Source organism: Burkholderia sp. Tr-20355 (genome assembly GCF_017104685.1).
GTDB classification, from domain to species: domain Bacteria; phylum Pseudomonadota; class Gammaproteobacteria; order Burkholderiales; family Burkholderiaceae; genus Burkholderia; species Burkholderia seminalis.
Map to the genome: position 1 here is coordinate 1 of NZ_JAAGPK010000193.1, position 13361 is coordinate 13361.

The 13361-nt window shown below is 66.5% G+C and carries 12 protein-coding genes, 1 tRNA gene and 1 pseudogene; 4 read left to right on the top strand and 10 right to left on the bottom strand.

Features of this window, described 5'->3' with window-relative positions:
- Positions 1-127 precede the first annotated feature (127 nt).
- The 5 genes from G3N62_RS30430 to G3N62_RS30450 form a co-directional block, all read right to left on the bottom strand.
- The gene (locus G3N62_RS30430) at positions 128-529 is read right to left on the bottom strand and encodes a YXWGXW repeat-containing protein (RefSeq protein WP_124669207.1); all 402 of its coding nucleotides are present in this window, start codon (positions 527-529) and stop codon (positions 128-130) included.
- Between the two features lie 160 nt (positions 530-689).
- On the bottom strand, positions 690-944 hold the full coding sequence (gene minE / locus G3N62_RS30435) for a cell division topological specificity factor MinE (protein ID WP_006486661.1): 255 nt from the start codon (positions 942-944) through the stop codon (positions 690-692).
- 12 nt (positions 945-956) lie between these two features.
- Positions 957-1772 carry a septum site-determining protein MinD gene (gene minD, locus G3N62_RS30440; protein WP_006486674.1) on the bottom strand — a complete coding sequence of 272 codons (816 nt, stop codon included), beginning with the start codon at positions 1770-1772 and terminating at the stop codon, positions 957-959.
- A gap of 60 nt (positions 1773-1832) precedes the next feature.
- Complete coding sequence (gene minC, locus G3N62_RS30445; protein WP_124669208.1) at positions 1833-2612, bottom strand: septum site-determining protein MinC; 780 nt, start codon at positions 2610-2612, stop codon at positions 1833-1835.
- A gap of 169 nt (positions 2613-2781) precedes the next feature.
- A complete protein-coding gene (locus G3N62_RS30450; RefSeq protein ID WP_226103946.1) occupies positions 2782-3417 on the bottom strand; it encodes a GNAT family N-acetyltransferase in 636 nt (211 codons plus the stop codon).
- Between the two features lie 545 nt (positions 3418-3962).
- On the opposite strand from G3N62_RS30450, the gene G3N62_RS30455 reads away from it, so the two are divergent.
- Entirely contained in the window at positions 3963-5123 is a 1161-nt protein-coding gene (locus G3N62_RS30455) for an alkane 1-monooxygenase (protein WP_124669209.1), read from the top strand.
- Between the two features lie 95 nt (positions 5124-5218).
- Here the strand turns inward: G3N62_RS30455 and G3N62_RS30460 are convergent.
- Positions 5219-5309: transfer RNA gene (locus tag G3N62_RS30460), tRNA-Ser, on the bottom strand.
- A 117-nt stretch (positions 5310-5426) separates the two neighbouring features.
- Positions 5427-6728, bottom strand: coding sequence for a serine--tRNA ligase (serS, locus tag G3N62_RS30465; protein ID WP_034187352.1), 1302 nt, complete (start codon positions 6726-6728; stop codon positions 5427-5429).
- Positions 6729-6978: 250 nt separating this feature from the next.
- On the opposite strand from serS, the gene G3N62_RS30470 reads away from it, so the two are divergent.
- On the top strand, positions 6979-7248 hold the full coding sequence (locus G3N62_RS30470; RefSeq protein ID WP_034187351.1) for a DUF2164 domain-containing protein: 270 nt from the start codon (positions 6979-6981) through the stop codon (positions 7246-7248).
- Positions 7249-7293: 45 nt separating this feature from the next.
- Here G3N62_RS30470 and G3N62_RS30475 read toward each other — a convergent pair whose 3' ends face one another.
- From G3N62_RS30475 to G3N62_RS30485, 3 genes are all read right to left on the bottom strand, one after another.
- Positions 7294-8604, bottom strand: coding sequence for a replication-associated recombination protein A (locus G3N62_RS30475; protein WP_034187350.1), 1311 nt, complete (start codon positions 8602-8604; stop codon positions 7294-7296).
- Positions 8605-8787: 183 nt separating this feature from the next.
- Entirely contained in the window at positions 8788-9477 is a 690-nt protein-coding gene (gene lolA / locus G3N62_RS30480; RefSeq protein WP_034187349.1) for an outer membrane lipoprotein chaperone LolA, read from the bottom strand.
- A 46-nt stretch (positions 9478-9523) separates the two neighbouring features.
- Positions 9524-11833 (bottom strand): DNA translocase FtsK, encoded by a 2310-nt coding sequence (locus G3N62_RS30485; RefSeq protein ID WP_034187348.1) that lies wholly within the window; start codon positions 11831-11833, stop codon positions 9524-9526.
- Positions 11834-12171: 338 nt separating this feature from the next.
- Between G3N62_RS30485 and trxB the strand changes: the two genes are divergently transcribed.
- Complete coding sequence (trxB, locus tag G3N62_RS30490; protein WP_034187347.1) at positions 12172-13134, top strand: thioredoxin-disulfide reductase; 963 nt, start codon at positions 12172-12174, stop codon at positions 13132-13134.
- Positions 13135-13164: 30 nt separating this feature from the next.
- Positions 13165-13361, top strand: a pseudogene (locus G3N62_RS36145) (DNA mismatch repair protein MutS); the annotation flags it as partial.

A 13361-nucleotide genomic window follows, 5' to 3' on the forward strand; every position in this document is an offset into this window, starting at 1 on the left:
TCGCTCAGTAGATCACGACCGGTGCAGGCCGGTAGTAGACGGGCCGCGCCGGCACGACGACGCACCCGGCCAGCGTGATCGCGACGAGCGCGACGGCGATGACGGTTCTTTTCATCACGCGCCTCCGTCACGCCCAGTGGCCACGGGTCCAGAACCAGTTCGGACCGCGCTGGTCCCAGTGGCCCGGCACCCATTGCATGCCGACGCGCTCGGCTTCCCAGTGACCGCCGATCCACACGTAGCGGCCATGGTCCCAGTGCCAGTGCCCGCGCTCCCACACGTAGCCCACGCGCGCGGTCGGCACGACCTCGTAGCGCACGGGCGGCGGCGCATTCGGCGCAACGACGACGATCTCCTCGGTGCGCACGGCAACCGGCTCGGCGACGACCACACGGCCCTGCGGCGCGATCACGGGTGTGCCGACGAGAATCTCGTCCGCCTGCACGGCAAACGGTGCGACGACGGCTGACAGGCCCGCGGCAAACAGCGCGAGCGAAACGATACGACGTTGAACAGATGAGACAGCCATCACAACCTCCTGGTTGAACAAATAACGCGAGCGTATTCGTTCAATGCGGGAGGGGCGGTTACGGCCGACAGGCGCCGTGTTACGGCGTGCCCGAAAGTGCAACAGGGCGTAAGACGCGCACGACGGCGGGCGCCGCCGTGCGGAGGGACACCGGCAAGCGTCAGGCTTGCGGGATCTCGATCTTCACTTCGAGGACTTCGAGGTCGTCCTGGCGCTCGAGGCTCACGCGGATGTCATCGTTCGAAATATGGACGTACTTCGAGATGACGGCGACGAGTTCCTTCTGCAGCGCCGGCAGGTAATCGGCCGGCGGCCGGCCGCCGACCCGCTCGTGCGCGATGATGAGCTGCAAGCGCTCCTTCGCGACCGATGCGGACTTCTTCTTCTCGCCGAGGAGAAACGAAAGGATGGACATGGGCGGCCTCCGTTACTTGCTGCCGAAGAGGCGCTGCAGCAGGCCCGGCTTCTGGTAGTCGGTGAAGCGCAGCGGCTTGTCCTCGCCGAGGAAGCGAGAGACGACGTCCTTGTACGCTTCGGCGACGTCGGTGCCGTCGATATGCACGGCCGGCAGACCCTGGTTCGACGCGTGCAGCACGGCTTCCGACTCGGGCACCACGCCGATCAGCTTGATGCGCAGGATCTCGCTGATGTCCTCGAGCGACAGCATCTCGCCTTCGCTCACGCGCTTCGGGCTGTAGCGCGTGATCAGCAGGTGTTCCTTGATCGGCTCCTTGCCTTCGGTCGCACGCTTCGTCTTCGACGACAGGATGCCCAGAATGCGGTCGGAGTCGCGCACCGACGACACTTCCGGGTTCGTGACGATCAGCGCCTCGTCCGCGAAGTACATCGCGTGCAGCGCGCCGGCCTCGATACCGGCCGGCGAATCGCAGACGATGTATTCGAAATCCATCGCGACGAGGTCGTTCAGCACCTTCTCGACGCCGTCGCGCGTCAGCGCATCCTTGTCGCGCGTCTGCGACGCCGGCAGGATGAACAGGTTCTCGCACTTCTTGTCCTTGATCAGCGCCTGGTTCAGGTTCGCTTCGCCCTGGATCACGTTCACGAGGTCATACACGACGCGACGCTCGCAGCCCATGATGAGATCGAGGTTGCGCAGGCCGACGTCGAAGTCGATCACGGCCGTCTTGTGGCCGCGCAGCGCGAGACCGGACGCAAAGCTCGCGCTCGTCGTCGTCTTGCCCACGCCGCCCTTGCCCGAGGTCACCACGATGATTTTTGCCATTTACCCAATACCCTGTGTTCGTCAATGAGAGCCGATCGATCCGGAGCGTGCCGCGTGAATTTACGTCAGGCGCAGCGGTTCGATCATCAGTTTTTCCTCTTCGAGCCGGATCTGCACCGATTTGCCCAGTACGTCGGCGGGCAGCGGGTTCTCGGTTGTTCGATAGATACCCGCGATCGAAATCAGTTCCGGTTCGAGACACGTGCAGAAAATGCGCGCGTCGTGATTGCCGTGCACGCCCGCGAGTGCGCGGCCGCGCAACGGCGCGTAGATGTGGATATTGCCTTCCGCGATGATCTCCGCGCCGTGACTGACCGGCGCGAGCACCACGAGGTCTCCTTTCGCGTAAATCTGCTGCCCCGAACGCAACGGCCGGTCGATCACGAGCGTCTGGCCGCCCGGCTGATTCGATGCCGGCGCCTGCTCCGACGCCGGTTCGGGCGTCGCCGCGGCGGCCGCGGCGACGACGGCCTCGGCGATCGACGACGGTTCCGCGCCCTCGGCCGGCTTGGCGGCCGGCACGCGGCGATCGCGCGCCTCGAGCAGCGGCAGGCCGGCTTCCCCCGCCCAGCCCTGCGTGGCCAGTGCGACCACGCCCACCGGGCGCATCCGCACGTCGTTCAGCATCTGCCGGATGTCCGCGAGCGCGACGCGTTCGCCGTCAGCCAGGCGGCGGACGTCGATCGCGACGACATCGTCGGCGAAAAACTCGGGAGTCGCTTCGAAGCGCTTGACCAGTTCGGCACGCAACGCATCGAGATCGGTCGTCTTCACGGTGAACAGCAACGTATCGACCGATCCGCTGCGCAGCTCGAAGAATGGCGATTTTTTAAGCGACATGGACACTCTGCAAAAATTTTTTGCGTATTTTACAGGCGTCCACGCGTGCGGCCATTATTTTTGGGACTCGGGGTGGCGGCGGCCCGGGCGGGCAAGCGACCGGCAGGGTGGCAGGCAAGCGGGCGGCGGAGCCCTCATCGCGCCGCGCGGCCCGCGTTTCGACGGGGCGTCAGTGCTTCACCTGCGACACGAACAGCGATTTCATCGCGCCCGGCATCCGCGCGACCGGCGCATGTTCACCGGTGTTGCCGAAACCCGCGCGCTCGTAAAAACGGATCGCGTTGCGGTTCGCATCGGCGATCCATGCATAGACTTCGCTCGCGCCGCGCTCGGCGAGCCAGGCGGTAGCCGTCTCCAGCAGCAGCACGCCGCCGCGCAGGTGGCGCACCGCATGCGCGACCCACAGTTCGCTGACGAACGCGCGCCGATCGGGCGTGTTGTCGAAATACGCGCCGATCATGCCGGCCGGATGGCCTTCGGTGTACAGCAGGAAAGTCGTCGACTCGTCGGACACGGCGCGCAGCGCGGCAATCGCCGACGCCGCGTCCGTTTCGACAGTCAGCAATTCGGCCTCCGGCGCTTCGCCCGGCGCATAGGGCTCACGCAGCGATGCGGCGCGGAGTTCGCGATACACGCCGCCCTGGTCGGCAACGATACGACGAACGGTCAAGGTCGAACTCATGCAGGCACAGCCCCCTTCGGACAGCAAGCTATTAGCTTCAACCGAAAGCGGGGCATGAGTCAAATCGTTATTTTCAAATGACGGCGCGGATCGAAAGGCAACAGGTGTCACCCGCGGCGACATGAGCCGACCGGTGTGCAGGTGCAGCATCGGCATGCCGATGCGCACCGACGGACAACCGTCGACGCTTCGCCGCTCGACGTCTCGCCCGGTTCGCCTTGCAATGCGCGGCAGTCGCGTTTCGAAGTGCACCGCCCGTCATGTTCGCCACCGTAATGTTGCGTAATACGAGCAACCCAAAACGTGTTCCGACCTTGCCCGCGTCCCTTCGTTTATTGCGACGCAACATTTGTTGCAGGCGAGCAGGATCGATGTGCGCGCACGCCACACCTCCCGATTCGTCTGACCAGCGCGCGGGATGCGTCGGCCGATCCGGTCTCCACCGGATGTTTCAATCAGCGCGTGCCGGCCCTTTCGGGCGCGACTCGCGCGCGGCCCTCCGTTTGGAGTCGCACGCCTAGCGCCGGTGTTTGGCAAGCGCGCGCACGGGTCGTATAACAGGCAGAACCGGGCAACGATCCGGTGGCGCCGCGCGTGTCGCGGGCCGACGAGGATTCGAACAACCGTGCATGCGGCCGCCCATCGGGCCCGCTGACTGGAGGGAGACAATGGCAATGACCGACGGATCGGCCGCGAGCTGGTCGGATGGCAAGCGTTACCTGTGGCTGCTGGGCGCACTGACGATCACGCTGCCGATCCTCGCCGCGCAGCTCGCGCTGTCGACGGGCCTTCACGTGTTCTGGTGGTTCGGCCCGCTGTTCGCGTTCGGCGTGATTCCGGTCCTCGACACGCTGATCGGCGACGATCGCGACAACCCGCCCGAGGCCGTCGTGCCGCACCTCGAACGCGAGCGCTATTACCGGTTCATCGTCTATCTGGCGACTTGCGTCGAATACGTCGCGTTCTTCATGTGCGTATGGATCGTCGGCACGCACGCGCTCGCGTGGTACGACTACGTCGGCTTCGCGCTGTCGCTCGGCGCCGCGACGGGCATCTCGATCAATACCGCGCACGAGCTCGGGCACAAGACCGACCGCTTCGAACGCTGGCTCGCGAAGATCACGCTCGCGCCGGTCGCGTACGGCCACTTCTATGTCGAGCACAACCGCGGCCACCACGTGCGCGTCGCGACGGCCGAGGATCCGGCGAGCGCGCGCTACGGAGAGTCGTTCTGGGCATTCCTGCCGCGCACCGTGACCGGCAGCATCCGCTCGGCATGGCGGCTCGAGAAGGCGCGCCTCGAACGGCTCGGGCGGTCGCCGTGGACCTGGCGCAACGAGGTGCTGCACGCGTGGACGATGACGGTCGTCGTGTGGGGCATCGCGATCGCGATGGCCGGCAAGGTCGTGATCCCGTTCCTCGTGATCCAGGCCGTCTACGGCGCCTCGCTGCTCGAAGTCGTGAACTACGTCGAGCACTACGGGCTCGGCCGCCGCAAGCTGCCGAGCGGCCGCTACGAACGCTGCACGCCGCAGCATTCGTGGAACAGCAATCACGTCGTGACCAACCTGTTCCTGTACCAGTTGCAGCGGCACGCCGACCATCACGCGAACCCGACGCGCTCGTACCAGGCGCTGCGCCACTTCGACGATTCGCCGCAACTGCCGGCCGGCTACGCGACGATGATCCTGTTCGCGTACGTGCCGCCGCTCTGGTATCGCGTGATGAATCCGCGCGTCGTCGCGCACTACGGCGGCGACATGGCGCGATCGAACATCAAGCCGTCGATCCGCGACCGGGTGCTGGCGCAGTATCCGGCCGCGGCGTGATATCGGCCGGGGACGGTGCCGCGGCCGTCATTGCATGGCCGCGGACCCAAAACGAAAAACCCCTTGATCCTTTCGGATCAAGGGGCTTCGTATTTTGGCGGAGAGGGTGGGATTCGAACCCACGGTACGGGGAAACCGTACGCCTGATTTCGAGTCAGGTACATTCGACCACTCTGCCACCTCTCCTTCCTTACTGCATTTCGCGTTTGGTCATTTCCGCGAAAGAAAAGATTATAAAACGATCTCTTCTTGGCTGACAAGCCCTTTGTGCAAAATTTTTTGCGAGGGCTTCGCAGGCCTGCGTTACGACGCCTGTGCCGGCGCGTCGATGCGCGCCATGCCGCCCATGTACGGACGCAGCACGTCCGGCACCGTGACCGAACCGTCCGCGTTCTGGTAGTTCTCCAGTACCGCGACGAGCGTGCGGCCGACGGCGAGACCCGAACCGTTCAGCGTATGCACGAGCTCCGGCTTGCCCTGCGCGTTGCGGAAACGCGCCTGCATCCGGCGCGCCTGGAACGCCTCGGTGTTCGAGCAGCTCGAGATCTCGCGATAGGTGTTCTGCGCGGGCAGCCACACTTCGAGGTCGAACGTCTTCGCGGCCGAGAAGCCCATGTCGCCCGTGCACAGCGTGATCACGCGGTACGGCAGGCCGAGTTTCTGCAGGATCGCTTCCGCGTGGCCGACCATCTCGTCGAGCGCCGCGTACGACGTTTCCGGCGCGACGACCTGCACCATCTCGACCTTGTCGAACTGGTGCTGGCGGATCATCCCGCGCGTGTCGCGGCCGTACGAACCGGCTTCCGAGCGGAAGCACGGCGAATGCGCGGTCAGCTTGATCGGCAGCGCGGACGCGTCGACGATCGACTCGCGCACGGTGTTCGTCAGCGAGATCTCCGACGTGGAGATCAGGTATTGCGTGACCGTGTTCTCGGCGCCGCCCTTCTCGACGCGGAACATGTCGTCCGCGAACTTCGGCAGCTGGCCCGTGCCGTAGAGGATCTCCGGGTTCACGATGTACGGCGTGTACGTCTCGGTATAACCGTGCTGCTGCGTGTGCGTGTCGATCATGAACTGCGCGAGCGCGCGGTGCAGGCGCGCGATCGGACCGCGCAGCATCGTGAAGCGCGCGCCGGCGAGCTTCGCGCCCGTCTCGAAATCGAGGCCGAGCGGCGTGCCGACATCGACGTGATCCTTCACCTCGAAATCGAACTGGCGCGGCGCGCCCCAGCGGCGCACCTCGACGTTATCGGCTTCGTCCTTGCCGACCGGCACGCTTTCGTGCGCGACGTTCGGCATGCCCAGCATCAGGTCGGACAGGCGCGCCTGGATGTCGCCGAGCCTGGCTTCCGACGCCTTCATGTCGTCGCCGATCCCGCCGACCTCGGCCATCACGGCCGACGTGTCCTCGCCCTTCCCCTTCATCGCGCCGATCTGCTTCGACAGGCTGTTGCGACGCGCCTGGAGCTCTTCGGTGTGGGTCTGGATCGCGCGGCGTTCCGCTTCGAGTGCGGAAAACGCGGCGACGTCGAGGGTGTAGCCGCGATCGGCGAGGCGCTTCGCGACGCCGTCGAGGTCTTTGCGCAGCAACTGGATGTCGAGCATGGGAGGACTTGGAAAATCGTTGTGTAAGACGGGAATTCTAACGCACCGCGCGGCCGCCACGGCACCGGCCGAACGGACAATGCGCCAAACGGGCGGCGGCCATGGCAACATGGCCTTGCCGCCCCGTACGCCGGCGGCCGGCGAATCGCGGTATGCCCGACCGTTGCGGATCGCAAAACCGCGGCGCCGGCGGACGGCAACCGATCGGGCGAAGCACCCGGCTTCGCCTCACCGCACCCGAGGGAACCCGATGACCATCGAACTCGACAAGGATGTCCGCGACCGCGCAATCGCGTCGCTGCAACGCTATTTCACGGAAAACATGGACGAGCCGATCGGCAACATCCAGGCCGGCGCGCTGCTGCACTTCTTCGTCGAGGAAATCGCGCCGGCGATCTACAACCTCGCGATCGCCGACGCGCAGGAACGCCTGCATGCGCGCGTCGCCGAGCTCGACATCGAATGCCACGAGGAGCCGTTCGAATACTGGAAGAAACAGCAGCCGGGCCGCAAGCGCTGACGCAACGGCGGCGGCGGCGGCCGAACCGGCCCGCGCAACGCGCGGTCAGTCCTTCTTGCCGGCCTCGCGGTCGAGTTCGCGCAACCACGCGAGCTTGTCGGCGATCTTCGATTCGAGCCCGCGCGGCACCGGCTGGTACCAGCGCGGCTCGCGCATCCCGTCCGGCAGGTAGGTCTCGCCGGCCGCATACGCATTCGGCTCGTCGTGCGCGTAACGGTACGCGTGGCCGTAGCCGAGTTCCTTCATCAGCTTGGTCGGCGCGTTGCGCAGATGCACGGGCACCTCGCGCGACTTGTCCTGCTTCACGAACGCCATCGCCTGGTTGAACGCGTTGTAGCCGGCGTTGCTCTTCGCCGCGCACGCGAGATAGATCACCGCCTGCCCGAGCGCGAGTTCGCCTTCCGGCGAGCCGAGCCGCTCGTAGGTTTCGGCCGCGTCGTTCGCCACCTGCAGCGCGCGCGGATCGGCGAGCCCGATGTCTTCCCATGCCATCCGCACGATGCGCCGCGCGAGATACTTCGGGTCGGCGCCGCCGTCGATCATCCGGCAGAACCAGTACAACGCGCCGTCCGGGCTCGACCCGCGCACCGACTTGTGCAGCGCCGAGATCTGGTCGTAGAAGTTGTCGCCGCCCTTGTCGAAGCGCCGTGCGTTCAGCGTCATCGCGCTGCTGACGAAATCGGCGTCGATCGTCGCGACACCGGCCGACGTCGCCGCCGTCTGCGCCTGTTCGAGCAGGTTCAGGAAGCGGCGCGCATCGCCGTCCGCATAACCGACCAGCGTATCGATCGCCTTGTCGTCGAACGCGAGGCCGTCGAGCGCGATTTCCTGCGCGCGCTTCAGCAACTGCCGCATCTCGTCGTCGTTCAGCGACTTCAGCACGTACACCTGCGCACGCGACAGCAATGCCGAGTTGACCTCGAAGCTCGGGTTCTCGGTGGTCGCGCCGATGAAGGTCACGAGACCCGACTCGACGAACGGCAGCAGCGCATCCTGCTGCCCCTTGTTGAAGCGGTGGATCTCGTCGACGAACAGGATCGTATGGCGGCCGGTGCGGTTCAGCGTGTCCTTCGCCTGCTCCATCGACTCGCGGATGTCCTTCACGCCGCCGAGCACGGCCGACAGCGCGATGAACTCGCAGTCGAACGCGAGCGCGGTGAGGCGCGCGAGCGTCGTCTTGCCGACGCCGGGCGGCCCCCACAGGATCATCGAATGCGGCTTGCCCGATTCGAACGCGAGCCGCAGCGGCTTGCCTTCGCCCAGCAAATGCGTCTGGCCGATCACCTCGGCGAGCGTCTTCGGCCGCAGCGCCTCGGCGAGCGGGCGGCGCGGCTCGACTTGAAACAGGTCGGACATGAACCCTCGCTCCACATCAAACGATGGCGGCCGAACCGGCCGCCGGACCCGACATTATGACAGCCGCGCGACGGCGCCACCGCGCCCGGTGCCCACGCCCGATGCCCGATGCCCGCAGGCGGAAACGACACGGGCCCGCCGTCACCGGCGGGCCCGTTGCGAAAACGCGGCGCGCGGCGCCGGTCAGCCGGTGATCACGTCGGCGCCCTTCGGCACCACGAACTTGAACGTATCGCCCTTCAGCGGCGGGTTCGTCTGGATGTTCGTAAACGTCAGCAGCGTGACGTTGCCGAACACGTCGTGCAGTTCCATCGCGGCGAGCGTGCCGTTCCGGAAACCGATGCCGATCCGCTGGAACTGCGTGTCCTGCGCCTTCGGCAGCATCTCGAGCCACTCGATGCCGCCCTTCTCGCCGGCATCGCGCAGCGTGTAGTTCTTGTCGAGATCGTTGCTGCCGAACAGGATCGCGGCAGGGCTCGCGCCCAGCGCGCCGTTCAGCTTGCGCTCGGTGACCTGGTTCAGGTCGCGGTCGAACACGTACAGCTTGTCGCCGTCGGCCTGCAGCACCTGCTGGTACGGCTTCTGGTACGTCCAGATGAACTTGCCCGGCCGCGCGAACACGAACGTGCCGCTCGAATTGTCGGTGGGCTTCGGCGCGGCCTGCGCGGCGCTCGCGCCCTTGGCCGGCGCCTTGACGATCTGCTGCGTGAAATCGCCTTTCGCCGAACGCACCTGCGACACGAAGGCCTTCAGTTGCTCGGTGCCGCCCGCGAACGCGTGCGTCGCCGCGAGCATCAGCGATGCGCCGGCAAGCGCCGCGCCGAGCCAGCGCCGCGTCGAACGAAGGGACATTGCGAACGAAAGTTGCTGCATATTGCGGTTTTCTCCGTGGGTGGCCGGCGCGGCGGGCGCCGCGGACTCATTCCGCGTCGCGCGCCGGCACAAGAATTTCGCGGTTGCCGCTCGACGACATCGCCGACACGAGCCCCGATTGTTCCATCTGCTCGAGCAGGCGAGCCGCGCGGTTGTAGCCGATCCGCAGATGACGCTGCACGAGCGAGATCGACGCGCGGCGGTTCTTGATGACGATCTCGACCGCCTGGTCGTACAGCGGATCAGACTCGCCGCCGCCTTCGCCGGTTCCCGCGCCGGCCGAACCCTCGTCGCCGTCGGCGGTGCCGCCTTCGAGCAGGCCCTCGACGTAGTTCGGCTCGCCCTGCTCCTTGAGCTTCTCGACGACGCGATGCACTTCGTCGTCGGCGACGAACGCGCCGTGCACGCGCACCGGCAGCCCGCTGCCGGGCGGCAGGTACAGCATGTCGCCCATCCCGAGCAGCGATTCGGCGCCCATCTGGTCGAGAATCGTGCGCGAGTCGATCTTCGACGACACCTGGAACGCGATCCGCGTCGGCACGTTCGCCTTGATCAGGCCCGTGATCACGTCGACGGACGGACGCTGCGTCGCGAGGATCAGGTGGATGCCGGCCGCGCGCGCCTTCTGCGCGATCCGCGCGATCAGTTCCTCGACCTTCTTGCCGACCACCATCATCAGGTCGGCCAGCTCGTCGATCACGACGACGATGTTCGGCAGGCGGCCGAGCGGTTCGGGATCCTCGGGCGTCAGGCTGAACGGATTCGGGAGCTTCTCCTCGCGCTTCGCCGCCTCGTCGATCTTGTTGTTGTAGCCGGCGAGGTTGCGCACGCCGAGCTTGCTCATCAGCTTGTAGCGGCGCTCCATCTCCGCGACCGTCCAGTTCAGCGCGTGGCCGGCCTGGCGCATGTCGGTGACGACCGGGCACAGCAGGTGCGGAATGCCTTCGTAGACGCTCATTTCGAGCATCTTCGGATCGATCAGGATCAGGCGCACCTGCTCGGCGGTGGCCTTGTACAGCAGCGACAGGATCATCGCGTTAATCCCGACCGACTTGCCCGAACCGGTCGTGCCGGCCACCAGCAGGTGCGGCATCTTCGCGAGATCCGCGCACACCGGCTTGCCGCCGATGTCCTTGCCGAGGCTCAGCGTCAGCGCCGACGGGGCGGCCGCATACACCTCGGAACCGATGATCTCGGACAGGTGCACGGTCTGGCGGCGCTGGTTCGGCAGCTCGAGCGCCATGTAGTTCTTGCCGGGAATCGTCTCGACGACGCGGATCGATACGAGCGACAGCGAGCGCGCGAGATCCTTCGCGAGATTGACGATCTGGCTGCCCTTCACGCCGGTGGCCGGCTCGATCTCGTAGCGCGTGACGACCGGGCCCGGATACGCGGCGACGACGCTCGCCTCGACGCCGAAATCCTTCAGCTTCTTCTCGATCAGGCGCGACGTGAATTCGAGCGTATCGGCGGAAATCGCTTCCTGCGTCTTCGGCGCGGGATCGAGCAGCGACACCGGCGGCAGCGTCGAGTCGCCCGGCAGGTCGGTGAACAGCGGCACCTGGCGCTCGCGCTCGACGCGCTCGGACTTCGCCGGCGTGACGACCGGCGGCACGATCGTCACCGGCTCGTGATCCTCGATGCGCACGCGCTCCTCTTCGACCTTGCCCTCGCGGCGCACGGCCGCGGCCTCGCCGAGCTTGCGGTCGCGTTCGGCCTCGCGGCGCAGCTTCGCGACGTTGACGGCGGACAGGATCGCGCCGCCGACGCGCTCGGCGACCGACAGCCACGAGAAGCGGAAATACAGCGACAGGCCGATCGCCAGCGCGATCAGCAGCAGCAGCGTGCCGCCGGTGAAGCCGAACGCGTGCGACATCGCACCCGCGACGGCTTCGCCGACGACACCGCCCGGCGCGCGCGGCAACTGCACCTTCAGCGACCACATGCGCAGCGCCTCGATGCCGTCGCACGCGAGCACGACCAGCACGAACGCAAAGATTTCGGTGAGCCAGCCGATCGGCCGCTCGGGTTCGTCGGGAATCGCCTCGTGGCGCGTGATGCGGCGGTAGTTGACGGCGATGCGCCGCCCGAGCGGCACGATCAGCCAGTAGGCGGACAGGCCGAACAGCAGCAGGATGATGTCGGCCGTCCACGCGCCGACGCGGCCGGCCCAGTTCGAGATGTGATCGACCTGGGCGGCGTGCGTCCAGCTCGGATCGCGCCGGCTGTAGCTCAGCAGGGCCATCACCAGAAAGGCGCAGAGCGCGACCTGGAGAATCCAGCGGATCTCCGTGAGGAGCTTCGACATCCGGTGCGGCAACGCCTGTGCCTGGGCGGAATAAGGAGCTTTTGCCATGAATCCGTATAAAGAGGACGGGCCGTGCGCCCGCCTGTCGTTCGATCCCGCTTATTGTAAACGCTGCACCGTGCCGCCAAGTGTAAATGACGGTTACATAACGGGGACGGGATGCCGAAGCGGCCGCCTCGGGCCCGCCGGACGCCCGTTGCAGCCGTGCCGGCACCGCCGGGCCGCCCCGACACGCTATCGCGGCGATTGAAACTCTCGTTCGGCAACGCAGCAACGGGGCCTTTATAATGCGCGTCTGATACCCATCTATGACGGCATCCCGGTCAACCCGGATCGTACGGCGAGCCCTACCCCGCCCGCCGCGGCCGCCTTTTACGGATTCGCACATGTCCACGCCCAAACACGCCAAAGTCCTGATTCTCGGTTCCGGCCCCGCCGGCTACACGGCCGCCGTCTACGCGGCTCGCGCCAACCTGTCCCCGGTGCTGATCACCGGCATCGCGCAGGGCGGCCAGCTGATGACCACGACCGACGTCGAAAACTGGCCGGCCGACGCGAAAGGCGTGCAGGGTCCGGAGCTGATGGCGCGCTTCCTCGAGCACGCCGAGCGCTTCAACACCGAAATCGTCTTCGACCACATCCACACCGCGAAGCTGCACGAGCAGCCGATCCGCCTGATCGGCGACTCGGGCGAATACACGTGCGACTCGCTGATCATCGCGACCGGCGCGTCCGCCCAGTATCTCGGCCTGCCGTCCGAGGAATCGTTCATGGGCAAGGGCGTGTCGGCCTGCGCGACCTGCGACGGCTTCTTCTATCGCGGCCAGGAAGTCGCGGTGATCGGCGGCGGCAACACGGCCGTCGAGGAAGCGCTCTACCTGACGGGTATCGCGAAGAAGGTGACCGTGATCCACCGCCGCGACAAGTTCCGCGCGGAGCCGATCCTGATCGACCGTCTGCTAGAAAAGCAGAAGGAAGGCGTCGTCGACATCAAGTGGGATCACGTGCTCGACGAAGTGACGGGCGAGGATTCGGGCGTCACGGGCCTGCGCATCAAGAACGTGAAGACCGGCGCGACGGAAGACCTCGCCGTGCAAGGCGTGTTCGTCGCGATCGGCCACAAGCCGAACACCGACCTGTTCCAGGGTCAGCTCGAGATGAAGGACGGCTACATCCTGACGAAGAGCGGCCTGCACGGCAACGCGACGTCGACGAGCGTCCCCGGCGTGTTCGCCGCGGGCGACGTGCAGGACAACGTGTATCGCCAGGCGATCACGAGCGCGGGCACGGGCTGCATGGCCGCGCTCGACGCGCAGCGCTACCTCGAAAGCCTGCACGACAAGAAGTAAGCCGCGAGCCTTGCCGCGCCGGGCGCTACAATGGCGTCCGCTGCCGCGAAGCGGGCCCGACCGGAAAGCCGCTGCCGCCGTGCAGCGGCTTTTTTTTGCCCGCGCGCCCGAACGCGCCTGCCCTGTTACCGAATCATGGCGAAGAACCAGCCCCATCCGAGCGATCCCGCGAAGCGGAAGATCGCTGCCCGCCCCGCGAACCCCGCGCCGGCCGCCCCGCCGCCCGC

Coding starts and splice junctions, on each gene's coding strand:
- serS (WP_034187352.1), bottom strand. CDS start 6,728: ATGCTCGACATCCAGTTGCTGCGCAAAGACCTCGACGGCGTCGCGAAG.
- G3N62_RS30470 (WP_034187351.1), top strand. CDS start 6,979: ATGACCATCGAACTCGACAAGGATGTCCGCGACCGCGCAATCGCGTCG.
- G3N62_RS30485 (WP_034187348.1), bottom strand. CDS start 11,833: ATGGCAAAAGCTCCTTATTCCGCCCAGGCACAGGCGTTGCCGCACCGG.
- trxB (WP_034187347.1), top strand. CDS start 12,172: ATGTCCACGCCCAAACACGCCAAAGTCCTGATTCTCGGTTCCGGCCCC.
- minD (WP_006486674.1), bottom strand. CDS start 1,772: ATGGCAAAAATCATCGTGGTGACCTCGGGCAAGGGCGGCGTGGGCAAG.
- minC (WP_124669208.1), bottom strand. CDS start 2,612: ATGTCGCTTAAAAAATCGCCATTCTTCGAGCTGCGCAGCGGATCGGTC.
- G3N62_RS30430 (WP_124669207.1), bottom strand. CDS start 529: ATGGCTGTCTCATCTGTTCAACGTCGTATCGTTTCGCTCGCGCTGTTT.
- minE (WP_006486661.1), bottom strand. CDS start 944: ATGTCCATCCTTTCGTTTCTCCTCGGCGAGAAGAAGAAGTCCGCATCG.
- lolA (WP_034187349.1), bottom strand. CDS start 9,477: ATGCAGCAACTTTCGTTCGCAATGTCCCTTCGTTCGACGCGGCGCTGG.
- G3N62_RS30475 (WP_034187350.1), bottom strand. CDS start 8,604: ATGTCCGACCTGTTTCAAGTCGAGCCGCGCCGCCCGCTCGCCGAGGCG.
- G3N62_RS30450 (WP_226103946.1), bottom strand. CDS start 3,417: ATGTCGCCGCGGGTGACACCTGTTGCCTTTCGATCCGCGCCGTCATTT.
- G3N62_RS30455 (WP_124669209.1), top strand. CDS start 3,963: ATGGCAATGACCGACGGATCGGCCGCGAGCTGGTCGGATGGCAAGCGT.